26 protein-coding genes are annotated in these 25,661 nt (G+C 63.2%); 10 read left to right on the top strand and 16 right to left on the bottom strand.

Translation table 11 applies throughout. From position 1 onward, the window contains the following. Positions 1-15: 15 nt before the first annotated feature. The 5 genes from RQX22_RS17670 to hppD all read right to left on the bottom strand — a co-directional run bounded on the left by RQX22_RS17670 (position 16) and on the right by hppD (position 6,086). A complete protein-coding gene (locus RQX22_RS17670; RefSeq protein ID WP_315728286.1) occupies positions 16-1,128 on the bottom strand; it encodes an S-(hydroxymethyl)glutathione dehydrogenase/class III alcohol dehydrogenase in 1,113 nt (370 codons plus the stop codon). Between the two features lie 150 nt (positions 1,129-1,278). Continuing rightward, positions 1,279-2,868, bottom strand: a complete 1,590-nt coding sequence (locus RQX22_RS17665; protein ID WP_315728284.1) for a phytoene desaturase family protein — start codon at positions 2,866-2,868, stop codon at positions 1,279-1,281. Positions 2,869-3,037: 169 nt separating this feature from the next. Next, positions 3,038-3,670, bottom strand: coding sequence for a membrane protein YczE (yczE, locus tag RQX22_RS17660; RefSeq protein WP_315728282.1), 633 nt, complete (start codon positions 3,668-3,670; stop codon positions 3,038-3,040). A 59-nt stretch (positions 3,671-3,729) separates the two neighbouring features. Further along, positions 3,730-5,001: a homogentisate 1,2-dioxygenase gene (hmgA, locus tag RQX22_RS17655; protein WP_315728353.1), complete on the bottom strand. Its 1,272-nt coding sequence runs from the start codon at positions 4,999-5,001 to the stop codon at positions 3,730-3,732. Positions 5,002-5,012: 11 nt separating this feature from the next. After that, entirely contained in the window at positions 5,013-6,086 is a 1,074-nt protein-coding gene (hppD, locus tag RQX22_RS17650) for a 4-hydroxyphenylpyruvate dioxygenase (protein ID WP_315728280.1), read from the bottom strand. Positions 6,087-6,207: 121 nt separating this feature from the next. On the opposite strand from hppD, the gene RQX22_RS17645 reads away from it, so the two are divergent. Further along, a complete protein-coding gene (locus RQX22_RS17645; RefSeq protein WP_315728278.1) occupies positions 6,208-6,654 on the top strand; it encodes a MarR family winged helix-turn-helix transcriptional regulator in 447 nt (148 codons plus the stop codon). A 16-nt stretch (positions 6,655-6,670) separates the two neighbouring features. Here RQX22_RS17645 and RQX22_RS17640 read toward each other — a convergent pair whose 3' ends face one another. From RQX22_RS17640 to pgi, 6 genes are all read right to left on the bottom strand, one after another. Next, positions 6,671-8,152 carry an AMP-binding protein gene (locus RQX22_RS17640; RefSeq protein ID WP_315728276.1) on the bottom strand — a complete coding sequence of 494 codons (1,482 nt, stop codon included), beginning with the start codon at positions 8,150-8,152 and terminating at the stop codon, positions 6,671-6,673. Positions 8,153-8,193: 41 nt separating this feature from the next. Then, positions 8,194-8,409: a YbdD/YjiX family protein gene (locus RQX22_RS17635; protein ID WP_315728274.1), complete on the bottom strand. Its 216-nt coding sequence runs from the start codon at positions 8,407-8,409 to the stop codon at positions 8,194-8,196. Continuing rightward, positions 8,406-10,460, bottom strand: a complete 2,055-nt coding sequence (locus RQX22_RS17630; protein ID WP_315728352.1) for a carbon starvation CstA family protein — start codon at positions 10,458-10,460, stop codon at positions 8,406-8,408. The genes RQX22_RS17635 and RQX22_RS17630 overlap by 4 nt, the downstream gene beginning before the upstream one ends. Further along, positions 10,460-10,897, bottom strand: a complete 438-nt coding sequence (locus RQX22_RS17625) for a RidA family protein (protein WP_315728272.1) — start codon at positions 10,895-10,897, stop codon at positions 10,460-10,462. The genes RQX22_RS17630 and RQX22_RS17625 overlap by 1 nt, the downstream gene beginning before the upstream one ends. 195 nt (positions 10,898-11,092) lie before the next feature. Next, the gene (gorA, locus tag RQX22_RS17620; protein ID WP_315728269.1) at positions 11,093-12,439 is read right to left on the bottom strand and encodes a glutathione-disulfide reductase; all 1,347 of its coding nucleotides are present in this window, start codon (positions 12,437-12,439) and stop codon (positions 11,093-11,095) included. Continuing rightward, positions 12,436-13,938, bottom strand: a complete 1,503-nt coding sequence (gene pgi / locus RQX22_RS17615) for a glucose-6-phosphate isomerase (RefSeq protein ID WP_315728266.1) — start codon at positions 13,936-13,938, stop codon at positions 12,436-12,438. The genes gorA and pgi overlap by 4 nt, the downstream gene beginning before the upstream one ends. Before the next feature lie 189 nt (positions 13,939-14,127). Here pgi and RQX22_RS17610 point away from each other — a divergent pair, with 189 nt between their 5' ends. The 7 genes from RQX22_RS17610 to era all read left to right on the top strand — a co-directional run bounded on the left by RQX22_RS17610 (position 14,128) and on the right by era (position 20,191). Continuing rightward, complete coding sequence (locus tag RQX22_RS17610; RefSeq protein WP_315728264.1) at positions 14,128-15,945, top strand: gamma-glutamyltransferase family protein; 1,818 nt, start codon at positions 14,128-14,130, stop codon at positions 15,943-15,945. Between the two features lie 63 nt (positions 15,946-16,008). Next, the gene (locus RQX22_RS17605) at positions 16,009-16,422 is read left to right on the top strand and encodes a MarR family winged helix-turn-helix transcriptional regulator (protein ID WP_315728262.1); all 414 of its coding nucleotides are present in this window, start codon (positions 16,009-16,011) and stop codon (positions 16,420-16,422) included. Then, on the top strand, positions 16,419-17,606 hold the full coding sequence (locus RQX22_RS17600; protein WP_315728260.1) for an MFS transporter: 1,188 nt from the start codon (positions 16,419-16,421) through the stop codon (positions 17,604-17,606). The genes RQX22_RS17605 and RQX22_RS17600 overlap by 4 nt, the downstream gene beginning before the upstream one ends. After that, positions 17,603-17,728, top strand: coding sequence for a hypothetical protein (locus RQX22_RS17595; protein ID WP_315728258.1), 126 nt, complete (start codon positions 17,603-17,605; stop codon positions 17,726-17,728). The genes RQX22_RS17600 and RQX22_RS17595 overlap by 4 nt, the downstream gene beginning before the upstream one ends. 53 nt (positions 17,729-17,781) lie before the next feature. Continuing rightward, positions 17,782-18,621, top strand: coding sequence for a signal peptidase I (lepB, locus tag RQX22_RS17590; protein WP_315728256.1), 840 nt, complete (start codon positions 17,782-17,784; stop codon positions 18,619-18,621). Beyond that, the gene (gene rnc / locus RQX22_RS17585; RefSeq protein ID WP_315728254.1) at positions 18,621-19,301 is read left to right on the top strand and encodes a ribonuclease III; all 681 of its coding nucleotides are present in this window, start codon (positions 18,621-18,623) and stop codon (positions 19,299-19,301) included. Before lepB ends, rnc begins: the two co-directional genes overlap by 1 nt. Beyond that, a complete protein-coding gene (era, locus tag RQX22_RS17580; RefSeq protein ID WP_315728252.1) occupies positions 19,298-20,191 on the top strand; it encodes a GTPase Era in 894 nt (297 codons plus the stop codon). The genes rnc and era overlap by 4 nt, the downstream gene beginning before the upstream one ends. A gap of 190 nt (positions 20,192-20,381) precedes the next feature. On the opposite strand, the gene RQX22_RS17575 is transcribed toward era, so the two are convergent. The 5 genes from RQX22_RS17575 to RQX22_RS17555 all read right to left on the bottom strand — a co-directional run bounded on the left by RQX22_RS17575 (position 20,382) and on the right by RQX22_RS17555 (position 24,180). Then, positions 20,382-20,528: a hypothetical protein gene (locus RQX22_RS17575; RefSeq protein WP_315728250.1), complete on the bottom strand. Its 147-nt coding sequence runs from the start codon at positions 20,526-20,528 to the stop codon at positions 20,382-20,384. Positions 20,529-20,654: 126 nt separating this feature from the next. Beyond that, on the bottom strand, positions 20,655-21,221 hold the full coding sequence (locus tag RQX22_RS17570; RefSeq protein WP_315728249.1) for a DUF1993 domain-containing protein: 567 nt from the start codon (positions 21,219-21,221) through the stop codon (positions 20,655-20,657). Positions 21,222-21,392: 171 nt separating this feature from the next. Beyond that, positions 21,393-22,112 (bottom strand): helix-turn-helix domain-containing protein, encoded by a 720-nt coding sequence (locus RQX22_RS17565; protein WP_315728247.1) that lies wholly within the window; start codon positions 22,110-22,112, stop codon positions 21,393-21,395. Between the two features lie 5 nt (positions 22,113-22,117). Next, positions 22,118-23,428: an MFS transporter gene (locus RQX22_RS17560; RefSeq protein WP_315728245.1), complete on the bottom strand. Its 1,311-nt coding sequence runs from the start codon at positions 23,426-23,428 to the stop codon at positions 22,118-22,120. Between the two features lie 191 nt (positions 23,429-23,619). Next, positions 23,620-24,180, bottom strand: a complete 561-nt coding sequence (locus RQX22_RS17555; RefSeq protein ID WP_315728243.1) for a cupin domain-containing protein — start codon at positions 24,178-24,180, stop codon at positions 23,620-23,622. A 117-nt stretch (positions 24,181-24,297) separates the two neighbouring features. On the opposite strand from RQX22_RS17555, the gene RQX22_RS17550 reads away from it, so the two are divergent. Both RQX22_RS17550 and RQX22_RS17545 read left to right on the top strand, forming a co-directional pair. Then, entirely contained in the window at positions 24,298-25,359 is a 1,062-nt protein-coding gene (locus RQX22_RS17550; protein WP_315728241.1) for an AI-2E family transporter, read from the top strand. A gap of 115 nt (positions 25,360-25,474) precedes the next feature. Continuing rightward, complete coding sequence (locus tag RQX22_RS17545) at positions 25,475-25,651, top strand: DUF1328 family protein (protein WP_315728239.1); 177 nt, start codon at positions 25,475-25,477, stop codon at positions 25,649-25,651. Positions 25,652-25,661 lie beyond the last annotated feature (10 nt).

Genomic DNA, 25,661 nt, shown 5'->3' with positions numbered 1-25,661 from the left:
GTCGGGGGAGCGGGATCAATAGATCACCACGCTGCGGATGCTTTCGCCGGCATGCATCAGGTCGAATGCCTTGTTGATGTCTTCCAGGGGCATGGTGTGGGTGATGAGCGGATCGATCTCGATCTTGCCATCCATATACCAGTCGACGATGCGCGGCACGTCGGTGCGGCCGCGGGCGCCGCCGAAGGCGGAACCCTTCCAGACCCGCCCGGTGACGAGTTGGAACGGGCGCGTGGAGATTTCCCGGCCGGCCTCGGCGACGCCGATGATGACGCTTTCGCCCCAGCCGCGATGACAGCATTCCAGGGCCGCACGCATGACGTCGGTATTGCCGGTGCAGTCGAAGCTGTAATCGGCGCCGCCGTCGGTCAGGTCGACCAGGGCCTGGACAAGCTTGTCATTGCCCACGTCCCTGGGATTGACGAAATGGGTCATGCCGAAGGCTTCCGCCATGGCGCGCTTGGCCGGATTGAGATCGACGCCGACAATCTTGTCGGCACCGGCGATCCGTGCGCCCTGGATGACGTTGAGGCCGATGCCGCCCAGGCCGAAGACGACGACGTTGGAACCAGGCTCCACGCCCGCGGTCCAGAGTGCGGCGCCGACACCCGTGGTGACGCCGCAGCCGATATAGCAGATCTTGTCGAAGGGCGCGTCCGGCCGAACCTTGGCGAGCGCGATTTCCGGCATCACAGTGAAATTGGAAAAGGTCGAGCAGCCCATATAATGGTAGATCGTCTCCGACCCCAATTTGAAGCGGCTGGTTCCGTCCGGCATCACGCCCTTGCCCTGGGTGCCGCGAATGGCGGTGCAAAGGTTGGTCTTGCGGCTGAGGCAGGATTTACACTGGCGGCATTCGGGCGTGTAGAGCGGGATGACATGGTCGCCGACCGCGACCGAGGTGACGCCGGCGCCAACTTCGCGGACTATGCCGGCCCCTTCATGGCCCAGGATGGACGGGAAGATGCCTTCGCTGTCCTTGCCCTCCAGCGTATAGGCGTCGGTGTGGCAGATGCCGGTCGCCATGATCTCGACCAGAACCTCGCCGGCGCGCGGACCGTCGAGATCGACCTCGTGAATCTCGAGCGGCTTGTTCGGGGCGACGGCGATGGCGGCTCTGGTTTTCATGGCGATCCTCGAGGGTGACGTGTTGCGGTTCGTCTATCGTCGCGGGGCGAGGAAGGAAAGTGGCGCCTCCCGCTTCATCCAGCGCCACTGGTAGGCGTCACAGACGGCACGGCGGACGATCTTTCCCTGGCCACTCCCTGACCGCCGGCCCTACCGCCTGAACTTCCGCCTGTCGGCAAGCACCGCCTTTGCCGCATTGTGCCCTGGCGCCCCGGTGACGCCGCCGCCGGGATGGGCGCCCGCACCGCACAGATAGAGGCCCGGCAGCGGCATGCGATAATCGGCATAGCCCAGCATCGGGCGGGCCGAGAAGAGCTGGTCCAGGCCCATCTTGCCGTGGAAAATGTCCCCGCCTACGAGGCCGAACCGCCCTTCTAGGTCGAGGGGCGAGAGAGCGTCGCGGGCGATCACCGACGCCTTGAAGCCCGGGGCGTAGCGATCGACGCTGGCGATGACATGATCCGCAGCCTCCTCGCGCCGCGCGTCCCAGCCACCGGCGATTTCATAGGGAAAATGCTGGCAGAAGAGACTCGCCACATGCTGGCCGGGAGGCGCAAGGCTGTCGTCGAGGGTCGAGGGAATCAGCATTTCGATGATCGGCTCGTCCGACCAGCCCTTGCTTCGGGCGCTCAGATAGGCGCGGTCCATATATTCGAGCGATGGGGCGATGATGATGCCGGCCGTCAGGTGATCGCCCGGGTCCGGCAGCGAGGTGAAGCGCGGAAGCTCGGACAAAGCGACGTTCATCCGGAAGGTTCCGGATTCACTTGCCCAGTGCGCCATGCGGCGGCGGATCTCCGGAGCGATTGCATCCTCGGGGATCAATTTCGCGAAAAGGGTCTTGGGATGGACGTTGGCAACGACCTGCCGGGCCCGATATCGCCTGCCGGCCGCAATAATGCCGGCCGCTTTGCCCTCTTCGACAAGGATCTCGTCCACCGGCGTGTCCAGCAGGATTTCGACGCCCGTCGCGCGCGCGGCCCTGGCCATGGCCTGAGTAATCGCGCCCATGCCCCCGATCGCATGGCCCCACGCACCGGGAATAGCGGCAGCCTCGCCGAACAGATGATGGAGCAGTACGTAAGCGGAGCCGGGCGTGTACGGGCTCGCATAGTTTCCGACCACGGCGTCGAAGCCGAACAGGGCGCGGACCAGATCGTTGCCGAAATAGCGGTCCAATATATCGGCCGCGCTCTTGGTGAAGAAATCGAAGAGATGCCGCTGCTGCTCGACCTGGAGGCCACGGACATCGTTGCCCAGCCTCAGCAATGCGAGGATGTCGGCAAGACCGCCGCCGGCATTGGGCGGCGCGCGCAGGACCCAGGTGCGCAGGATCGAGACGACCGACTCCAGCGCTTCGGAATAATCGTCATATGCCCTGGCATCGGCCGGCGAATGCCGCTCGATCTCGCGCCGGGTGAGACCGCCGCGGCCGGCCAGGAGATGATCCTTGCCCAAGGTGGGCAGGAAATTGTCGACCTTGCGCAGAACGATCTTGAGGCCGTGATCGTGCAGCCGCATATCCTCGATCACGGTCGGATTGAGCAGGCTGACGGTGTAGCTGGCGGTGGAATTTCGAAAACCGGGATGGAATTCCTCGGTGACGGCGGCGCCGCCGACGATCGGGCGGCGCTCGATCATCCTGACCGAGAGCCCCTTGGCGGCAAGATAGAAAGCGCAGGCAAGGCCGTTATGGCCGGCACCGACGATCAGGACGTCACTTTCCTCCTCGCGGTTCACGGCGCGCGCCTCATTTCCACCCTATAGCCGAAGGGAGTCGGCTGCACAGCCTACAGGAAACGCATCCTGAGGCCGTTCCCACTTAGGTTGAGCCGGTAACCGGTCGGGATTTCCTTTGTTTTCCCTGCTCTCCAAGTCGCCAGATGAGTCCATCTGACCTGAAAGCACTCTAGATGCCCTCGCAGCTTTCCGCTATTTCCGCCACTTCGACCGCGTCCTTTTTGGCCGGCGGGATCGTGAACAGCGGCAAGGTGCGGTGGATCATCGGGCCGATCAGCACGGCATAGAGGATCGTGCCGAGGCCCACCGTCCCGCCCAGCAGCCAGCCGGTGCCGAAAGCCGCTACTTCGATGCCGGTCCGGACAAGCCGGATCGACCAGCCCGTGCGATCCGCAATGCCGGTCATCATGCCATCCCTCGGCCCGGGCCCCAGCCCCGCGCCGATATAGGCACCGCCGGCGATGCCGCTCATGAGAAGGCCGCCGATCATCATCGCCCATCGGACCGGCAAGCCGGCGACCGGAGGCAGCAGCCAAAGGACCAGGTCGATGACAAGGCCGATGATGAAGATATTCGCCAGGGTACCGATGCCCGGCTTCTGCCGCATCGGGATCCAGGCAAGGAGGATGACGATGCCGGTGGCGATGACGATCGTCCCGAAGCTCAGGCCGGTACGATCCGATACGCCCTGGTGGAATACGTCCCAGGGCATGAGGCCGAGATCGGCACGAACCATGAGGGCCAGGCCGATCCCATAGAGGGTCAGCCCCCAAAACAGCTGGAATATGCGCCTCGCCACCATTCCTCTTTCCGGCTTCGCCGCTGTATTGCCCGCGCCTCACCGCGGACGCGGACGACCGGTCAGGGAATCAGGGCTTTGGGAAAGCCGCCCCAAGCATTGTCATAGTCTTTCTGCAAGGCCGATGTTTCCAGCGCGAACGCCGTGGGACGAAACGGCCAGCAGCTTTCGACCATGAAGGCGAGCGTGCCATCGAGCTTGTGCGGCTTCAGCTCGGCCTCGCTCGCCGCCTGCCAGCTGGCGACGTCCGGGCCATGCCCCGCCATCAGGTTGTGAAGGCTGAGGCCACCCGGCACGAAGCCTTCCGCCTTGGCGTCATAGGCGCCCTTGATGAGGCCCATGCACTCGCTCATCACATTGCGGTGGAACCAGGGCGGGCGAAACGTGTCCTCGGCCACCATCCAGCGTGGCGGGAAGATGACGAAATCGGCATTAGCACGGCCGGGAACGTCGCTGGGACTGGTCAGGACGGTGAAGATGGACGGATCGGGATGATCGAAGCTGATGCTTCCGATCGTGTTGAAATGGGCGAGATCATATTTCCACGGCGCCAGGTTGCCATGCCAGGCCACCACGTCGAGCGGCGAATGATCGAGCATGGTCGTCCAGAGCGATCCCAGATATTTCTGGACGAGTTCGAACCGCCCGTCCTCATCTTCATAAGCGGCCTGCGGCGCCAGGAGGTCGCGGGGGTTGGCGAGGCCGTTCGAACCGATCGGGCCAAGTTCGGGCAAACGGAACAGAGAGCCATGATTTTCCGTGACATAACCCCTCGCCTCCCCATCCGGCAGCAACGCGCGGAAGCGGACGCCGCGCGGCACCAAAGCGATCTCGCCGGGGGCGATGTCGATCCGGCCCATTTCGGTCAGCAGGACCAGCCGGCCCTGCTGGGGTATGAAGAGCAGCTCGCCATCGGCGTCGACGAAGAAGCGCCGTTCCATGTCGCGATTGGCGCGATAGATATGGACGGCGACGCCATCGAGATCCTCGGGATGGCGATTGGCGACCATGGTCGCCATGCCGTCTATCAGATCGGTGGGCGTATCGGGCAGGTCCAGAGGATCCCAGCGCAGGCGGTTGGGCGCCAGCGGCCCGGATGCGGCGCCCGGCGCGAACAATGCCGTCCCAGGATAGGGACCGAAAGGGGCGTGCTCCGCGCTCGGCCGTAACCGATAGAGCCAGGAGCGGCGATTTTCCGCCCGCGGCGCGGTGAAAGCGGTTCCGGACAATTGTTCGGCATAAAGGCCGAAAGGCGGGCGCTGCGGCGAGTTGCGTCCCTCCGGCAGCGCCCCCGCCACCGCTTCGGTAGCGAAATGGCTGCCGAAACCGGACATGTAGCCGGCGGTCAAGCCGGCTCCTTGGTGGCCGGAAGGACACCGCGCCTGATCTGATCGAGTTCGATCGATTCGAACAAGGCCTTGAAATTGCCCTCTCCGAAGCCCTCATTACCCTTGCGCTGGATGATCTCGAAGAAGATCGGCCCCACCATATTTTCCGTGAAGATCTGGAGAAGAAGGCCTTCGCCGGTCTCCGGGGAGCCGTCGATCAAGATCTTGCGCTTGCGCATCTCTGCCACGTCATGGCCATGGCCGGGCAGCCTTTCGTCGATCATGTCGAAATAGGTGTCGGGGCTGTCCTGGAAGCGGATGCCGTTGGCGCGCAGCCGGTCGACGGTAGCGAAGATGTCGTCGGTCGCCATGGCGATATGCTGGATGCCCTCGCCCCGATATTCGCGCAGGAACTCCTCGATCTGGCTGTTTTCGTCCTGGGATTCGTTCAGCGGAATGCGGATCTTGTCGTCGGGGGCCGTCATGGCCCGGGAAACGAGCGCCGTCTGCTGGCCTTCGATATCGAAATAGCGGATTTCGCGGAAGTTGAAGATGCGCTCGTAAAATTGCGCCCAATGATCCATCCGGCCCCGATTCACATTGTGGGTGAGATGATCGAGCGTATGCAGGCCGGCCGAACCGGCGTCGCGTTCCGCCCCTTCCACCGCTTCGAAATCAACGTCGTAAATCTGCTGCGCGCCATAGCGGTCGACCAGATAGAGATAAGAGCCTCCGATCCCTTCGATAGCGGGGATTTCCAGCTCGCCCGGCCCGCGCGGCGTTTCCACCGGCGTGGCGCCGCGCTCCACCGCCAAGGCGAAGGCCTGTTTCGCATCCTTCACCCGGAAAGCCATGCCATTGGCCGACGGGCCGTGCGCCTTGCGAAAATCCGCCGCCTGGCCGGAGGGCTCCATATTGAGGATGAAATTCACGTCGCCCTGGGCGTAGTGGCGGACATTCTTGGATTTGTGATTGCCGAGATGGGTGAAGCCCATTGCCTTGAACAGGGACGCGAGCGCTTCGGGATCGGGCCCGGTGAATTCGACGAATTCGAACCCGTCGAGGCCTAGCGGATTGTCGTGCAGGGACATGGGTGCTCCTATAATCTAGTTTCAAATGATACTAGGTTCATCGCGCCAGTGTCAAATGAAACTATTCAGGACAAACGCTTCTCTCTAAGCGTGCGATCCGAAAGAAGGGAGGAGATCGCCGATGCCAGGGCCGCTCGTACTGGACAAATTCCTTCCCTATCGCCTGTCCATCACCACCAATCTCGTCAGCGACGTCATCGCCGGCGCCTATCGATCGCTGTTCGGCCTCTCCATACCCGAATGGCGGCTCGTGGCGGTGCTCGCCGAACGCAGCCAGGCCACCCAATTGGAGCTCGGCGCCGCGACCCGCATGGACAAGGTGACGGTAAGCAGGGCTTCTGCCGCACTGACCAGCCGTGCCCTGGTCGAGCGGACTGCCAATAAGGATGACCGGCGGTCGCATCGCCTGTCACTGACGAAGAGCGGACGGGCGCTCTACGGCCAAGTGGCGCCGAAAGCGATCGAGCTGGAGGAAAGGCTCCTCGCCGGATTTTCCCCGAAGGAAGTCGAAAATCTGCAGGCCATGCTGATGCGGCTCGAATCCGCCGCCCACCGGATGGCGGAGTGAAACGCCCGAGTTCGCATCAGCCGCCGAAATGATCCCGATATTCGTGCCGAAGCACGGCCTTCTGGACCTTGCCCATCGCATTGCGGGGAAGATCGTCCACAAAGAAGACAGCCTTGGGCAATTTGAAGCTGGCCAGCCTGGCCCGTAGCCGCCCGATCAACTCTTCGGCTGACACACTGCCTTTTTCCCGAAGGCTGACCACCGCAGTCACCGCCTCGCCGAAATCCGGATGGCCCAGACCGACGACCGCGGATTCGTTCACCTCCGGAAAATCGTCAATCAGATCCTCTATTTCCTTGGGATATATATTGAGGCCGCCGGAAATGATCAGGTCCTTCTCGCGGCCGACGATCCGAACCACGCCTTGCTCGTCGATAGTCGCGACGTCACCAGTGATGAAGAAGCCATCTTCCCGGAATTCCTCCCGAGTCTTCTCCGGCTGCCGCCAATAGCCGGCGCAAATGTTAGGCCCGCGCACCTCGAGCACACCAACGGGAGCATGATCGGCCGTGCGCACCTCAATGCCAGGCAGCGGCCGGCCGACGGCGCCGGGCATCCGTTCGCCATGGAGCGGGTTGGAACAGATGATCCCGCATTCGGACATGCCATAACGCTCGAGTATCCTGTGACCGGTCCTGCGTTCGAATTCCTCGAAAGTCTGGACACTGAGCGGCGCCGATCCGCAGACGAAAAGGCGAAGCGTGCGCGCAGCTTCGTCGAGGCCGGGTTGGGCGAGCAGCCGCGTGTAATAAGTTGGGACGCCCATGAAGAGTGTCGCGAAGGGAAGCCGCTCGACGACCGTCTTTGCATCGAAAGCGGGCAGCAGAGTGACCCGCCCGCCGGCGAGCAGCAGGGTATTGAGCGCGATGAAGAGGCCATGGATGTGAAACAGGGGCAGAGCATGGAGCAGGACGTCCTCCTGCGTAATCCCCCAGGTCTCGATCAGCGCCGATGCGTTGGAAACGAGATTGCGGTGCGTGATCATTGCGCCTTTGGACCGTCCCGTCGTGCCCGAAGTGTAGACGATCGAGGCGAGATCGTCGGGCCCGACCGGCTCGGGCGGAAGCGATGCGACGATCGCACCGAGCAGGTCCGGCAAGCTCCCCTGCCCCCCGGCGTCAAGAGTCTCGATCCGCATCCGGCGAAGCGAATCCATATCCCGATACGTGTCCCGCTCGCCAGGCGTGCAGACGAACAAGGCCGCCTGCGCATCGGTCAGGAAATATTCGATTTCGGAAGGCTGATAATTGTTGTTGAGCGGGAGATAGACGGCGCCCATCCGTAGCACGGCAAGATAGAGGATCACGAGGTCGATACTCTTGTCGGCCTGAACGGCGATCCGATCGCCCCGCCGGAGGCCAAGGTGACGAAGGCCGGACGCCCATCGTTCGACACGCTCCGCCAGCGCCCCGCCCGTCAACTCCTGATTATCATCCGCAAGAAGGACCCGATCGGCATGCCGGGCCAGGGAGAGTGCAAGCTGTTCGTGGAACGACATTAGAGATCCCGATCATCGGCGCATCGCCAAATCCCCCCGGATCAGCAGCAGCGCGAATTGCCCTTGGCGCCGTCATAGCGGGCGTTTTGCCGTTCGCGAAAGAAGGTGGGGTAATCCATCGGCACCGCGTCGGGGTGGATTTCGCGATGGCGTGCCAGATAGGCTTCATAATCGGCGGTGCCGACCGTTCCCATGACGATCCTTCGGACGAGGCCGATGGCGCCGCCGATCCTGGCGTGGGGCGAGCGGCCGTTCATGCGATTGCCTCCCGGCCCGGTGCCAGGGGCAGCTCGGTCATACTGGGCTCCGGAGTCCGATAGGCGGCGAGGCAGCTTCGGATGGCGAAGAACAGGATGGCGAGGACCACCGCCAGGAACAAGGCGCACAAGGCCGCATCGATCCTGTCGTTGAAGATGATCCGCCGCATCTCGCCGAACGTCTTCGCAGGCGCCAGCAATTCGCCCCGCTGCAGGGCATCCGAATATTTGGCGGCGTGGGCGAGGAAGCCGACGCGAACGTCGGCCGAGAAGATCTTCTGCAGCCCCGCCGTGCCGGTGCACACGACCAGCCAGGCGGCCGGTGCCATCGTGATCCAGGCCGCCTTGTGCCGCTTCATCCGGAACAGGACGACCGTTCCCAGCATCAGGGCGACCGCGGCCAGCATCTGGTTGGAAATGCCGAACAAAGGCCACAAGGTGTTCACGCCGCCCAGCGGATCGGTGACGCCCTGATAGAGGAAGAAGCCCCAGGCCCCGACGCACAAGGCGGTCGCCGTCAGGCTCGGCAAGAGCGACGAGGTATCGCGAAAACGGGGCAGCGCGGTCCCGATCAGATCCTGGAGCATGAAACGGCCCGCGCGTGTCCCGGCGTCGACCGCAGTCAGGATGAAAAGGGCCTCGAACAATATGGCGAAATGATACCAGAAAGCCATCATCGCCTTGCCGCCGATCAGCTGGCTGAAAATCTCCGCCATCGCCACCGCGAGCGTGGGTGCGCCACCGGTTCTGGAGATGATGCTGTTTTCCCCGACATCCCTGGCCGTTTGAACCAACGTCTCGGAGGAAACCGGAAAGCCCATGGCCGTGACGGCCGCGGCAGCGCTTTCCGGGCTCGTGCCGAGTACGGCCGCCGGGCTGTTCATGGCGAAATAGACGCCGGGGTCCAGGATCGAGGCGCCAATCAGGGCGATGATGGCGACGAAGCTTTCCATCAGCATGGCGCCATAGCCGATGAAGCGCGCATCGGCTTCGCTGGCAATCAGCTTGGGCGTCGTGCCGCTCGCGATGAGGGCGTGGAAACCGGACACCGCACCGCAAGCTATGGTGATGAACAGGAAGGGAAAGAGCGAGCCCGACCAGACGGGTCCGCTCCCGTCGATGAATTTCGTCAGCGCCGGCATCTGCAACGGCGGCGCGACGACCGCGATGCCGATCGCGAGCGCGGCTACGGCACCGATCTTCAGGAAGGTCGACAGATAATCGCGCGGCGCCAGCAGCAGCCAGACCGGCAGCACCGAGGCGACCGCGCCATAAGTGATCAGGATCCAGCAGAGCTGCACCGGCGTGAAGGTGAAGAGCGGCGCCAGCACGGGCGAGGCGGCGACATTCTGTCCGAAGACGATGGCGAGGATCAGGCCGAGGATGCCAAGGATCGAAACCTCGCCGACCCGCCCGGGCCGCAGCCAGCGTGTATAGACCCCCATCAGCATCGCGATCGGGATCGTGGCGGCGATGGTGAAGGTCCCCCACGGGCTCTCGGCGAGTGCGCGCACGACGATGAGGGCGAGCACTGCGAGGATGATCACCATGATCGCGAACGCCCCGAGCAAGGCGATCGTGCCGGCAAGAGGGCCCATTTCCAGACGAACGAGCTGGCCGAAGGAGCGACCGTCACGCCGCATCGAGATGAAAAGGACGATGAAATCCTGGACCGCACCTGCGACGACCACCCCTGCCAGCAGCCAGAGCATGCCGGGGAGATAGCCCATCTGCGCCGCCAGAACCGGCCCGACCAGCGGCCCCGCCCCCGCGATGGCGGCGAAATGATGACCGAACAGAACGCGCCGGTCGGTGGGGACGAAATCCAGCCCGTCATTGTGGCGGACCGCGGGCGTCGGGCGGCCGGGATCCAGCCGCAGCACATGCTTGGCAATGTAGAGACTGTAATAGCGATAGGCGATCAGATAGACCGAGATGGCGGCGATCACGATCCACAGGGCATTGATCTGCTCGCCGCGCGCTGCGCCGATCATGGCGAAGGACAGGGCACCGAGCAAAGCCACGAAGATCCAGGCAAGATGCTTCTTCATCATCGCTCCCCGCTCCGCCCCCGAACCGCGACGAGCATGATCTCCACGCGCGCATCGCGGGGAAGCCGGGCGACCTGCACGGTGGCACGGGCCGGCGGCAAGTCGAACCAGCGGCCATAGACCTGGTTCATGGCGGCGAAATCGTCGAGATCGGCGAGAAAGACCTGCGCCTGGACGACATCGTCCATTCCCATCCCCGCCGCCTTCAGCACCGCATCGAGATTGCGAAGAGCCTGTTCCGTCTGGCCGGTCACCTCCTCGGAAGCGAATTTCCCGCTTTCAGGATCGACGCCGATCTGGCCGGACAAATAGAGCGTGTCCCCGGCCAATATCGCCTGCGAATAAGGCCCGATCGCAGCCGGGGCGTCCGGGGCGACGATCGCCTGGCGCGCATCCGAGGCCAAAGCCGGAAGCGTCGGCCAGACCATGCCCATCATCAGACAGTGACAGGCGGTGCGCAACGCGTGCCTGCGGCCAATGGCTCGCGGACGATAATGATGTCGGGTCAGTTCACCCTCCCCAGGATGCAGTTCCTTATCGACAGGAGCACCGGCGTTCCGGTTTCCCCCACCCATCGCACCAGCTTTGGACGATCCGGTCAACCGCCTTTCGGCCGGATCGACACAGCTTCTCTACCGCATCAGCACCAATTCTTCGGCCATGGTAGGATGGAGCGCGATCACTTCGTCGAACTGGGCCTTCTTGAGCTTTGCCTTCACCGCGATCGCGGCGGCTTGAAGGATTTCCGGCGCATCGGGGCCGATCATGTGGATGCCGACGACTTCATCCGTCCCGCCATCGACCACCAATTTGTAGAGCGATCGTTCGTTGCGGCCGGCCAGGACGTTCTTCATCGCCCGGAAATCCGAGGTGAAGATCCTGACCGATCCTAGTGTATTGCGGGCCTCGCTTTCGGTCATGCCGACGCCGGCAAGCGGCGGATGGCTGAAAACGGCGGACGGAATAGCGGAATAATCGACCCGCGTGGGCTTTTCGCCGAAGATGGTGTCGGCAAAGGCCTGCCCTTCGCGGATGGCGACCGGCGTCAATTGCACCCGGTCGGTGACGTCGCCCACCGCGTAGATGCTGTCGCAGCTGGACCTGCTGTCCTCATCCACCACCACCGCCTGCCTCGCATCGATCTGGACGCCCGCATTTTCAAGGCCGAGGCCTGCAGTGTTCGGAACGCGGCCGGTAGCGAACATCAACAGATCCACCTCCATCGGTTCGCAGCCCTCCAGATGGACGGTCAGGGAACCGCTTTCAGCCTTTTCGACCTTCCGGAAGGCGGCATTGAAGCGGAAGTCGATGCCCTTGACGATCGAGATCTGAAGGAGCCGGTCCCGCACCGTCTCGTCATAACCGCGCAGGATTACGTCCGATCGGTTGGCCAGGGTGACGTGGCTGCCGAACTGGTGGAATATTCCGGCAAATTCATTGGCGATGTAGCCAGCCCCGGCGATCAGGATACGCTTCGGCAAGCCTTCCAGATGAAAGGCCTCGTTCGAGGTGATGCCATATTGGTTTCCGGGAAAATCCGGGATGAGTGGGGTCGCGCCCGTCGCAATCAGGATATAGCGGGCGCTGACCGTGCGCCCGTCCGCCAGCGCGACCTCATGCGGGCCCGAGACGGTGGCGCGCTGCTTGAGAATCTCGACGCCATGATTGTCCAGGGTCTGGGTGTAGAGGCCTTCGAGGCGCGAGACTTCCGCCAGCACATTGTCCCGCAAGGTGACCCAGTTGAATCGGCATTCCGGCACTTCCCAGCCGAAGCGGCGGGCATCGTTCAGATCCTCGGCGAAATGGGCGCCGTAGACGAGCAGTTTCTTGGGAACGCAGCCGCGGATGACGCAGGTGCCGCCGACCTTATGTTCCTCGGCCACCGCCACCTTGGCACCATAAGCCGCCGAGACGCGGGCCGCCCGGACGCCGCCCGAGCCGGCGCCTATGACGAACAGGTCATAATCATAATCTGTCATATTTCCCCCAAGGCGCGTTCGATCAGGGCTGCGGTCGAAGGATCGAAGCGGACATCGCCGCCCCCATCGATCGACCTGGCGATTTCCTTACCCAGCTCGACCCCGAACTGATCGAACGGATTGATGCCGAGTAGGACGGCATTGGTGAAGGTGCGATGCTCGTAAAAGGCGATCAGCGCGCCGAGGCTCGCCGGATCAAGCTCTTCCAGGAGGATCGTCGTCGACGGGCGATCGCCCGGATAAGAGCGGGCCGGATCGTCCGACGTCCTGCCCGCCATCAAAGCCGCGCCCTGGGCGAAGCAATTGACGAGCAATTGGCGGTGGTGGGCGAAGTCGAGCCCGTGATCGGGCCGGACGACGGCGAGGAACTCGACCGGTACCAGATGGGTGCCCTGGTGGAGCAGTTGGAACACGGCATGTTGCGCGTCGGTGCCCACACCCCCCCAGGTGATCGGCGCGGTGGGACGGGCGACCGGATGGCCATCCAGACCAACCGACTTGCCGTTCGATTCCATTTCCAGCTGCTGGAGATAGGACGGTAGCAGCCGCAGTCTTTCGTCATAGGCGAAGACGGCGCGGGTCCCGCAGCCACGGACGGCGGCATAATGAAGATCGACAAAGGCGGCGAGGACCGGCGCGTTGGCGGCCAGGGGCGCAAGCCGGAAATGGCGGTCCATTGTCGCGGCGCCTTCCAGCAGTGTTTCGAAGGCATCCCAGCCGAGCGCGAGCGCAGCCGGAAATCCGACTGCGGACCAGAGCGAATAGCGGCCGCCGACGGTTTCCGAAAATGGCAGGATGCGGGTCTCGTCGATGCCGAAATCCAAGGCCCGTTCCGGGCTGGCCGTCACGGCGATGAGGCGGCCATAAGGATCGGCGACGCCGGCCTGCTCGAGCCAGGCGATGGCGGAGCGGGCGTTGAGCATGGTTTCGGTGGTGGTGAAGGTCTTCGACGCGATCACGACCAACGTGGCGTGCGGATCGAAATCGGCCACCTTTTCTTCCATTGCGGCGCCATCCACATTGGAGACGATCGCGCAATCATAGCGGCCGGAATCCCGCCCGAGCGCGTCTATCAGGAAATCGGGACCGAGCGCCGATCCGCCGATGCCGATATGAAGGATGTGGCGAACGGGCCCGAATGCCTCGGCCTCGACCGCGTCGACCAGGGCCCGCATCCGATTGTGCATCGACTGGGCCCGGGCCACGCTTTCCGGAGCCCCTTGCCCCCGCTCCGCAGTATGTTCGGCGGCGCGGTCCTCGGTGGGATTGACGACCCGGCCTGCAAACATCGCCTCCCTTGCGCCGGAGAGATCCCGTTCCCCGGCCAGAGCCTCGAAAGCGTCGATCATGGCGCGGCTAAGATGGGTCTTGGAGAAATCGAAACGTAGGCCGGCCTCCTCCAGCACGAGGCGAGAGAGCCGGTCGGGCTCGGCCTCGAACAGGACAGTCAGCGGCAGCCGCTCCGCTTCCTCCAGCTTCCGCCAGGCGCTCGCGCTCATCCGAATCTCCTTTGCCGAGTGCATCTAGGGTCCGGACCCATAAATAGCGAGGCCGTGCCCGCGGGCTGGGCGCGCCAATCGCAGACTTCGCCGACGAAAAAGCTCGGTTGACGCCAGACCGGAAGGAAGCGGATAGTAAGATAGGAAAAAGCCTCCGCAGCCACCCACCATCGCCAATCGAGGATTTTCATGGACCGCCGCACTTTCCTTTCCTCGCTGCCGGTGGCCGCCACCGCGTTGCCCATGGTCGGTTCGCCCTTGGCCGCGCAGGCCCGCCCGGCCGCTTCCACGGCTTCGGGGAGCGATTTCGGCAATCGTCCGGACATCCATGCCGGAGACCGCACGGCGGGCGCTTCCTTCGCGACCCGATCCATGGCCTATGGCCATAATGGCGCGGTCGGCGCCGCGCATCCGCTCGCGGTGCTGGCCGGCGTCGAGACGCTGAAACGCGGCGGCAGCGCGGTCGATGCCGCGATTGCGGTCAATGCCTGCCTCGGCTTCCTCGAACCGGTCAGCTGCGGCATCGGCGGAGATTGCTATGCGATGTTGTGGGACCCGAAGCTCGGCATGGTGGTCGGTCTCGCCGGATCGGGTCGATCGCCCCGATCGCTGAGCCTGGCGACGGTACGGAGCCGGGCGACGGCCGGAATCATTCCCGCCTTCAATTCGGTCTCCGTGTCGGTCCCGGGGGCGGTGGACGCCTGGTGGACGCTGCACGAACGTTATGGCCGTCTGAAATGGGCCGATCTGTTCGAACCCGCCATCGCCGTGGCGAAGGAGGGCGCGCCCGTTCCCGAAATCATTGCCGCCAACCTGAAGCGGGAGTTGAACCGGGCGGCCGGCCCGAATTCCAAAGCCGAGGAAAAGGAAAATGCGCTAAGACTGTTCGCGCCCAGTGGCGAAACGCCCGCTGCGGGCGAAACATTCCGCAATCCCGACCTCGCCCGCACCTACCGATTGATCGCCGAAGGTGGCCGCGATGCTTTTTACGAAGGGCCGGTCGCCGACACCATCCATGCCTATCTCCAGCGGATCGGCGGCTTTCTGACCAAGGCGGACCTGGCCGCCCATCGTTCGGAATGGACGACGCCGCTATTCGTCAATTATCGTGGGGTCGACGTCCATGCGATCGGCGCCAATACGCAGGGCATCGCCACGTTGCAGATGCTCAACATCCTCGAGAAATTCGATATGAAGGGCGCCGGATTCCAGACCGCGCTTTCGCTCCACTTGCAGGCATCGGCGAAGAGGCTTGCCTTCGAGGATCGCGCCCGTTTCTATGCCGACCCGGATTTCGCCAAGGTGCCGACCGACTGGCTGCTGTCCAAGGATTATGCGGCACTGCGCGCGGAGCTGATCCGGCCGGACCGGATGCCGGAGCCCGTCTTCCCCGGCGAAGCGCCAGGCCATGGCGACACCACCTATTTCACCGTCGCCGACAAGGACGGAATGATGGTTTCCTGGATCCAGTCGAATTTCCGCGGCCTGGGTTCCGGCCTCGTCCCGGACGGATTGGGCTTCATGCTGCAAAATCGGGGCCAGCTCTTCTCGCTCGAGGAAGGCCATCCCAATCTCTATGCGCCCGGCAAGAGGCCGTTCCAGACGATCATTCCCGGCTTCGCGACGCGAGCGGGGCAGCCCTGGATGTCCTTCGGGGTGATGGGTGGCGACATGCAGCCGCAAGGCCAGACCCAGATCATCGTCAACCGCGTCGATTACGGCCTGGACGCGCAGGCAGCCGGCGACAGCCCCCGCTGGTATCATGAAGGATCTTCGCAAAGCATGAGCGAGGACGATCCGGGCATGACCAGCAAGGGCGAGCTCCATGTCGAAAGCGGCGTTCCGGAGGCAACCAAAGCCGGCCTTGTCGAACGCGGCTGGATCGTCACGCCGACGGTCGGCGATTATGGCCGCTATCATTGCATCGAGCGGCGCGGCCACGGAACGGAGCGTGTCTATGCCGCCGCCAGCGAAATGCGCGCGGACGGTATAGCCCTGGCGTATTGAGGTTGCCGATAGGAATGAAGCGGCGCGATTGACGCGTAAAGATATGCGTGTATTTGCACGCTTATGACTTCGACCTCCTGCGTCTGCGCCAAGCTGCGCCGAACCGCTCGCACCGCGGCTGCCCTCTATGACGAGGCGCTGGCGCCATCGGGTCTCACCGTCGCCCAATATTCCCTGCTGCGGACGCTCCAGCGGGCAGGCCCCTCTTCCTTGACGAAGTTCGCCGCCCTTTCCGGGCATGACCGGTCCACGCTCAACAGGACGTTGGCGCCGCTCGAAAAGGCAGGATTTGTCCGTTCGTCATGCGGTACCGATCAGCGCACCCGGATCGTCACCGCGACCGAAACAGCCGACCGGCGACTGGAACTGGCCGAACCCTATTGGGCCGCAGCCCAGGATCGGCTAGGCGCGACACTGGGGGCCGATCGGGACGCTCTGTTCGCCATGCTGGACCGGATCGAGGCGTTGCGCACGTGAAAAAGCCCTGGGTCGTGATCGCGTGCGGCGCGATGATCGTCACGCTCGGCATGGGCGTACGCCAATCCTTCGGCCTGTTCCTGCCGCAGATGAGTGTCGCGCTCGATATGGGGCGGGAGAGTTTCGGGCTTGCCATCGCCATCAGCAATCTGCTGTTCGGCCTCGCCCAGCCTTTCGTCGGGGCAATGGCCGACAAGCATGGCGCCGGCCGGATCGTGGCGGCGGGCGCAATCCTCTATGCGGCCGGCCTTGGCGGCGCCGCCATGGTCGGCGATGCGATCGGTATCCATCTCACTTTCGGAATCATGGTCGGGATTGCTTTGTCGGCCACCACTTTCGTCGTCATCCTGGGCGCGGTCGGTCGGGTCGTACCGGCCGAACGCCGCGGCCTCGCCTTCGGAATCGTCACCGCCGGCGGCTCGCTCGGCCAGTTCCTGGTGGTGCCGGGCGCGCAGTTGCTGCTCGGCGAGTTCGGCTATCGGCTGGCCCTCATCGCGCTGGCCGGCATGGTCGCGATCATCGCCGTCCTGGCGATCGGCGTCGCCGGCAGACCCGTGTCGGCGGAGGTACAGCAGCGCCAGTCGCTCGGGGAAGCGCTGAGCGAAGCCGCCCGTCATCGCGGCTATTGGCTGCTCAATGCCGGTTTCTTCGTCTGCGGCTTCCACGTCGCCTTCATCGCCACCCATTTTCCCGCTTATCTCGACGATCGCGGACTGGGCCTCGCGATCGGTGCGAGCGCGCTGGCGCTGATCGGCCTGTTCAACATCTTCGGCTCCTACGCCTTCGGTTTGTCTGCCGATCGCTGGCGCAAGAAATATGTTCTGAGCGGCATCTATGCCGGGCGCGCGATGGTGATCGCCTTGTTCCTGGCCTTGCCGCTCAGCCCGGTCTCGGCTCTGGTCTTCGCGTCCGCAATGGGGTTTTTGTGGCTTGGCACCGTACCGCTCACCAGTGGGCTCGTCGGGCAGATGTTCGGCATACGCTATCTGTCCACGCTCTATGGGATCGTGTTCCTCAGCCATCAGGTCGGCAGCTTCTTCGGCGCCTGGGCGGCCGGTCTCGTTTATGACCGGAGCGGATCCTACGACCTGGCCTGGGCCGCATCGATCCTGCTCGCGGTCGCCGCTGCGGTGATCCACCTTCCTATTCGCGACACGCCCGCGGCGCGGCTGCAGGCAGCATGAAGCGGGCGCTCCCCTGGCTTGCGCCGCTGGCGGCCCTGCCCTTCCTGCTCGCAGGCCTCTGGTTGTGGCAGGATCAGGGCATGGCAATCTGGCTCAGCGGCATTCTGGCCGCGTGTTTCTAGGGCGCTTGTCCTAGCGGCTTGACCCGGCTCGATGCGCGGGCGAAACGCGGCCGATGGAAGCAAGCGATCAGGCAGAGCCGAAGCCGGTGAAGAAGGTACAGAAATCAGGCGGGCTCGCAGAGACGACCCGCTTTCTCCTGTTCCTCTTCCTGTTCGCGATCATCCTGCGCAGCTTCATCGTCGCGCCCTTCATGATCCCATCCGGATCGATGCTGCCGCGGATGATGATCGGCGATTATCTGTTCGTCGCCAAATGGCCCTATGGCTTTTCCCGCTATTCGATACCCTTCGGCCTCGCCAGCTTCGACGGGCGGATCCTGGCCAACGAACCGGAGCGCGGCGACATCGTCATCTTCCAATATCCCGGACGACGGGACGAGGATTATGTGAAGAGGCTGATCGGCCTGCCCGGAGATACTGTCCAGGTCCGCGGCGGCCAGATCGTGCTGAATGGCGAGGCGGTGCCCAGGGTGCGGATCGCCGATTATCTGATGCCGCTCACCGCCAACAGCCCGTGCCGCTATGTCGAACCGGAGGCCGAGCGGCCTGCGGTGATGGCCGATGGCCGGACCTATTGCGCCTATCGCCGCTATCGCGAAACCTTACCCAGCGGTCGCAGCTATCAAGTGCTCGACCAATATTCCGGTTCGGGCGACGATACGCCGGTCTTCGTCGTACCCGAAGGTCATTATTTCATGATGGGCGACAATCGCGACGACAGCCTGGACAGCCGCTTTAGCCAGGATGCGGGCGGCGTCGGATTCCTCCCCGCCGATCATCTGGTCGGACGGGCGCTGATCACCTTTTTCTCGACGGACGGATCGGCGGCGTGGCTGAAGCCATGGACATGGCTGACCGCCGCCCGCTGGGACCGGATCGGGGAAACTTATTGATGGCGGCTACGTCGACACGCGGCACCAACGCCGCCTGGGTGGAAGCGACGCTTGGCCACAAGCCGAAGGATCCGGCTTTGTTCGATCGCGCTCTCACCCATTCGAGCCGCAGCGACAATCATTACGAGCGACTGGAGTTTCTGGGCGACCGGGTGCTCGGCCTGGTCGTCGCGACGTGGCTGTACGAACTGTTTCCCGACGAGCCCGAAGGCAAATTGTCGCGACGACTGAATGCGCTGGTCACGGGCGAGACCTGCGCCGAGATCGCCCGCGAGCTTGGGGTCGGCGGCCAGGTGATCCTCGGCAAGCAGGCGCGTGACGACCGCGCCGCCGACAGCGTCAACGTCCTTGGCGATGTCGTCGAGGCAATGATCGGCGCTTTGTATCTCGAAGCCGGGCTGGAGGCCGCGACCGCCTTCATCCGTCGTGCGTGGGGCGAACGCGTCAGCACGCGCGACCACGCCCCCAAGCATCCCAAATCGGCGCTCCAGGAATGGGCGGCGGCCGAAGACAAGCGTCCGCCCGTCTATGAACTGAAAGGCCGCAGCGGCCCTCATCATGCCCCCAGATTCCTGGTCGAGGTGGCGATCAGGGATGTCGGATCGGCCTCTGCCGAGGGGCTCAGCAAGCAGGAAGCGGAGACCGCTGCCGCCGCAAAATTGTTGGAGCAACTTACATGAGCGAACATTGCGGCCTCATTGCCGTGGTCGGGGCGCCCAATGCGGGCAAATCGACCTTGGTCAACGCCCTGATCGGCCAGAAAGTCGCCATCGTCAGCCCGAAGGCGCAGACCACCCGGGTACGATTGATGGGCATCGCCATAGAGGGAGATGCCCAGATTTTGCTGCTCGATACGCCGGGCATCTTCCAGCCGCGCCGGCGGCTCGACCGGGCGATGGTGGCAGCGGCCTGGGGCGGCGCCGCCGACGCCGACCTGATCGCCCTGGTGGTCGATGCCAAGACCGGTTTTTCGGAGCGGATCGAGGATATGCTCGACACGCTCAAGGCAAGACGCGAACCCAAGATCCTCGTCCTCAACAAAGTGGATGTGACACCCAAGGAACAGCTGCTGACGCTCGCATCGAAGCTCGGCGACCGGCTTGATTTCGAGGATATCTACATGGTGTCCGCCACCACCGGCGACGGCGTCGCAGACCTGAAGAGGGCGCTTGCGGAGAGGATGCCGGAGGGCCCCTGGCATTTTCCAGAGGAGCAGGTGTCGGATGCCACGGACCGGATGCTGGCGGCTGAGGTGACGCGCGAGCAGCTTTACCTGCAGCTCCACGCCGAGCTTCCTTATGCGAGCGCGGTCGAAACCGAAAAATATGACGAGAGGAAGGACGGATCGGTCGCCATCCACCAGCAGATATTGGTTGGCCGCCCCACCCAGCGCGCCATCGTCCTCGGCAAAGGCGGCGCCCGCATCCGCGAAATCGGTGCCGCCGCGCGAGAGGAGCTGTCGAAGCTGCTCGGCCGCAAGGTCCACCTCTTCCTCCACGTCAAGGTGAAGCCCGACTGGGAAGAAGATCGCGGGCTTTACCGGGATATCGGGCTGGACTGGGTGGAATGACCCCCGGCGGTCGGAGGCGCCGACCGGAAGGAACGTCATAACAGACCATGATCGTCTCAGAATCAATCAGTCTGAAGCGTAAATCATGGTCCAGACATTCGAATAGAGCCTGAGTCACGTCATCGGTGGAAGCGCGAAGCGCTTCCAATTCAAACGATCAGGCTCCAAGCCAGATGCCGCCAGCGGTCGGTTATTTCCCGACCTCGCGCTTGAAGAAATGGTGCAGCACGAAATGGCCAGGCGAGGCCACCGCGACGAGCTCCCACCCCTCCGCGCCCAATTCGTCGAGTTGCTCGGCGTCCAAGCTCTTCTTGATGACCAGATATTCCCAGCGCACAGCCCATTCTCCAACAATGCCGAAGACACCAACTAGAGGTGCGCAACGATCGAATAAAGCTGCCCGGCCATCGCCAACGGACGGATCCGTTCCCCCTGCCCGAAATTCGAATGGCGCGAGAGTGCTTCAGTTCGACGGCATCGTCCCGGGACGCAGATATGCGAACATGTGCGTCACGTAATCCGCCTTGCCGAGGTTGACGCCCTCGCTGCGCAGGATCGCGTAGGCGATCATCAGATGGAAATAGAATTGGGGCAGCGTCCAATCCCGGGCATATTGTTCGGCCGTCAGGTCGAATATCATGCCGTTGGGCAATGCATGCGCGACCGGTCCCTCGGGATCCCCATCCAGTGCCGTCGGAGCAAGTTCATCGAGCAAGGCGATCGTTTCGAGGATTCTGGCTTTTGCATCGGCGATCGATCCGGGATGATCCCTGGCGTTTCGCCCTTCATCCAGCAGGGTTGCGACCGAATTCGGAAACTCCTCTCCCCTGAGCCGAAATATGCACTCCTGGGCTTGCACACATGCAAACCGGATCTGCGTGGACAAAGGAAACATGTCGGGAGCGAGACACGCCGAAAGAAGCTGTTCGGCTCCGCCTCCTGGCATTTCCGCTTCTGCCTTGTCGAGCCAGCCGGCCAGTGTCGTCAGCATGTGCCTGTAGGTCGGGACAAGGAGGCTGGTCAGAAGCATGAAGTCACCCTTTCGATGGATTCAAGACGGCATTCGCCGATTCCCGCGGCGATAGGCCCTGCTGGCTTTCGATTCCACAACCGCGATTCAAAACCAGGAGAACTGGGCCCAGCTGAGGAAGAAGCCCCGATCGGGCCATGAAACAGTTATCGCCCAAAGAGGATAGGAGAATCAATTCATCAAGGATGAGAGGATTCTGAACATCTTTATTTGGCTTTCATTGGAACTGCTGATGGTGTGCGCGAGGATCAAACTTGAAAGCCCCTTTTTTTCAGGAATAGCAAGCATGCCCGCGAAGTCCGAAAATATGTCTTCGAAATGGCTGACATAATCTCGTGCCAGTTCGGTAATCTCGTTCTCGTCGCTGCCCGGACCAAGGGCGTCGAACCTTCTCCCCAATTCCAGGAATTCCTCCGACTTGTCTGCAATTCTCCCATAAATCACATTCAGCTTCGCGAGATCCTCGGGGCCGAGCAAATGCGAGAATAAGGTGAGCTGTTCGCGCCAAGCCTCGGTCGACGATTGCGAACGTCCCTCGGTCAACATGCCGAACGGCAAATCGGAGCCGGCGGCCGCGGCGCTCCTGAGTTGGGCGACGAGTTGCCTTTGCTTTTCCAGCCTTTTGATCTGGCCGAGAAGCTGGGTGTCGAGCGTTGCCAGCAGATCGTCGACCGATGCGCCGCGCCCTTCCAGGAACGACGGCATGTCGCCCAAGGTAATTCCGGCCGCCGCCAGGCCCTTGATCCGCAGCAACCGGACGAGGAAGGAAACGTCGTAGCGGCGGTAGCCATTCCGATCGCGATGCGGCTCCGGCAACAGCCCGATTTGATGATAATGGCGAAGCGCGCGGGGCGTGATCCCGGCCAGTGTGGCGATGTCCTTGCTCCGCATCCTGCTCAATCCGAAGTCGCTGCGATAGCCGGGGGTGAAGGGGAGACTGCACCGGCCAGGTTATCCGGGCTCCTCGCCAACGCCTCGCCTGGCCGTCCGATCGGTCTGGGCGTGAGATCGCGAAGGGCCGGCGAAAAGATGCCTGTCGCGGCTGCAGCGATCCATAGGCCGGCCGCCGCCGCGACGGCGATCCTTATGCCGCTCAACTCAAGCAGGACGGCGGCGCCCATGATACCCACCGGGGCCGCCGCCATGATCAAAGCATTCTGGATTCCAGCGATCCGCCCACGCACCTCCTCCGGCACGCGTTCGATCGTAAGCACGCCGAACAGGCTGGAATAGAGGGCACTGGACAGGCCGAGGATGGCGGCGCCGGCCAGGATGATTGCAACCGAGGCCAAAGTGGCGATCAACACTATCCCGACCGCGGTGCCGATCAGACCCGTGACCAGCCAGACCCGCCGCGCCCCACGGCCGCCGGCCACGCCGTAGATCGCACCGCCGGTCAGCGTGCCTAGCGCCAAGGCAGACAGCACGAATCCCAAGGAGGCCGGCTGGTCGATGCCCGTGAAATAGACGGGCAGGATCAGCCCTTGCAGAGAAGCAATCGCCGTGATCGAAAGACTGCTTATAGTGAACAAGGCGATCAGGAACGGGCTGCGCAGCAGGACATGCCACCCCGCATTCAGATCTCGCCAGCCATAGGTTCGCGGCCCGGCGCTGGCTGCCGCATCGTCGATCGGCAGCGCGCCGACCCGCCGAGGGATGAGGAACGTCGTCATGGCGGCCAGGAGCGAGGTTGCCGCCGTGATCCAAAGCACCGTCGACCCTGGCAACACGGCCATCAATGTCCCGGCAAGCGCCGGCCCGGCGAGCAAAGCCAGCGAAGCCAGGACCTGGGTAAATCCCGCCATCCGTTCAGCCGAGGCGCCGCTATGCCGCAGGACTGCGGGCAGGAGCGCCCCTCGTGCCGCCAGGCCGGGCAGGTCGCCTAGCGAGCCGATTATGCCCAACAGGATGAACCAGGATAAGGTGAGACCGGAAACCTGATCGATAATCGGAAGGGCCGCAATCGAGAATGCCGATATGAGGTCGGTGACGATCGAACAATCTCGCCGGTTGAACCGGTCGATAACGACACCCATGAACAGGCCTGCGAAGATGGCGGGGATGGCTGTCGCAGCGGCGACCGAGCCGGTTCCCAGGACACTGCCGGTCGTCCGAAGGACGATGAGCGGCAGCGCAATTGCAGCGATCGAGTTCCCGAGGATCGAGAGAAAATAGGATGCCAGATAGGCGGGAGCAGCGAGTTTCATTGCCCCCCTCTGCGCTATGACGTTAGGTCAGGGTCAAGTGGAAACTTGGCGAGGACGTGCTTCGACGCATAAGTCACTCAATTTGACTCGGGAGGTGGGGCCAGGGCAGCGAAGAAGGCGGGATGCTGTCACGTCAGCTTGAACTTTTCCACCTCAGCGGAGAAGGCCGCACCAAATTTTCGGTCAGCGCCTCAAGGCTTCGGAGGTGTCGTCACAGAAGGTTCGTTGCCGCGCTTGATGAAGGTGAGGAACACTTTCAGATTGTCCGTCGCGTCCGTGTTTTCGATGCCGTGCGCAACTTCCAGGGGCGTATGGACATGATCGCCGGCCGCGACGGGCACGATCTCCCCGTCAATCTCCATCTGCCCCCTGCCGCTGACGATGTAATAATATTCGTCGAATGATCCTTCGCCGTTCCGGTCGTCCAGAAAATGGACGTGGACGCCTTCGCTCGATCCGGGTGGCAGATCATAGATGATGAAATTGGCAGGTGCAGGCGCTCCTTCGAAGCGAAAAAACTTTACCCGCCCGGCACCCTTCCCTTCATGGATCCCCTGATATTCAGCCATCCCCTGCGCCTCGCTATCCTTGGTGAAGGTGAACATGGCGGGCGTCTTCACATCGGCAGCGTCAGTGGCGGCGAGCGCCTGCTCGCTCAGCAAAGCGAAGCAGACGGTTCCGCCGCCGGCCACGACACTACGCCTCGTTACCTCGCCTAGACTGTCTCGCTTCGGATCGCTGGTCTTGCTCACTTCCTTCTCCTTGCGACACGGCGCGGTGGCGGATTGAGTGCTTCCCGTCCGCTCTCGCAGGCATCGGCTCTACAAGCTACATACGGATTCGCCGATTCCCAGGAGCATTAGCAAGCCATGACCAAACCGCCGGCGCCCGCTTCCGATCGTTCCTACACCATCGGACGGGTCGCGGCGATCACTGTCACGGTCGTCGCCATCCTTGGGGTAGCATGGCTGTTGGTGGAACTCAGCGGGTTTCTCATGCTGATCTTCGGTGCCCTTGTGCTGGCGGCGATCTTCGACGCCGTGACGCGGCGCGTGAGCATGCTTACGCGAATGAAGCGCGGTTATTCGCTCGCTCTCTCCGTGTTGGCAGTGTTGGCCATCTTTGCCGGGGCGTTCGCGTTGTTCGGGACGCAACTGGCGGGCGAGTTCGACACTATCCGCGACAGCATTCCTCCTGCGGTGGAGCAGGTCCGGATGTTCCTGGACAGGATCGGCCTCGGCGAACCGGCCCGCGACCTGCTGGATCAGGGCAGCAGCGACATCTCGGCTCTGGCCGCGCGCGCCGGCGGCTACGCCCTGACCGCGGGCAGCGGCATCGCGAACCTCGTGCTGGTGTTCGTCGCGGCTATTTTTCTGGCGAGCGATCCGGCGGTCTATCGGCGAGGCTTGCTGCTGTTGATGCCCCGCCGGGCGGAGGCGCCCGTAGCCGCCGCGCTCGATGATGCCTCCCGCGGCCTGCGCGGCTGGATGATCGGACAGGCCGTGTCCTCGCTGGTCGTCGCTTTACTGACCTGGGTGGGGCTCGCCGCGCTCGGCGTGCCAGCCTCGGGAGGCCTCGGCTTGATCGCGGGACTGCTCGACGTGATCCCGATGATCGGGCCGATCATCGCGGGCGTGCCTGCGGTCCTGCTCGCATTCACCGTATCGCCGGCGACGGCGCTGTGGACGATCGGACTGTTCCTGCTGATCCAGCAGCTTCAGGGAAATTTCCTTCAGCCGATGATCCAGAAGCAAGCGGTCAATGTGCCGCCCGCCGTCCTGCTGTTCGCCGTGGTGGCGGCAGGCCTGCTGTTCGGATTCCTGGGCGTACTGCTGGCCGCCCCCCTGACGGTGGTGATCTACGTCCTGGTTCAGCGCCTCTATGTGCGGACGCTGCTCGGCAAGGAAATCGAGATCGCCGGACAGGACTGATCAGCCATTCCAGGCAAAGGAACGATGATCGCATCGCAGGGTTATAAAGACATCTGCCCGGAAATTATTCGTATCCCACAAAAGCCGGGCCTATCTCATAACCCAGGAGGTTACCGTGTACGGATGGGCAATCACGCTCGCGATAATCGCTCTTATTGCTGCGATTCTTGGCTTTGGCGGCATCGCGGGAGCATTGGCTGATATTGCAATGATAATATTCGTAATTGCGCTGATTGGGACCATTATCTTCTTTGTTCTGGGATGGAAGGCGGCAAAGAAGATTATCCACTGAAATTACACGG

Origin of the sequence: Sphingosinicella rhizophila, from assembly GCF_032378825.1 — a bacterium.
In the GTDB taxonomy this organism is placed as follows: domain Bacteria; phylum Pseudomonadota; class Alphaproteobacteria; order Sphingomonadales; family Sphingomonadaceae; genus Allosphingosinicella; species Allosphingosinicella rhizophila.
The sequence above is the reverse complement of the archived record's forward strand: the minus strand, read 5'-3'. Positions and strand labels throughout refer to the sequence as shown.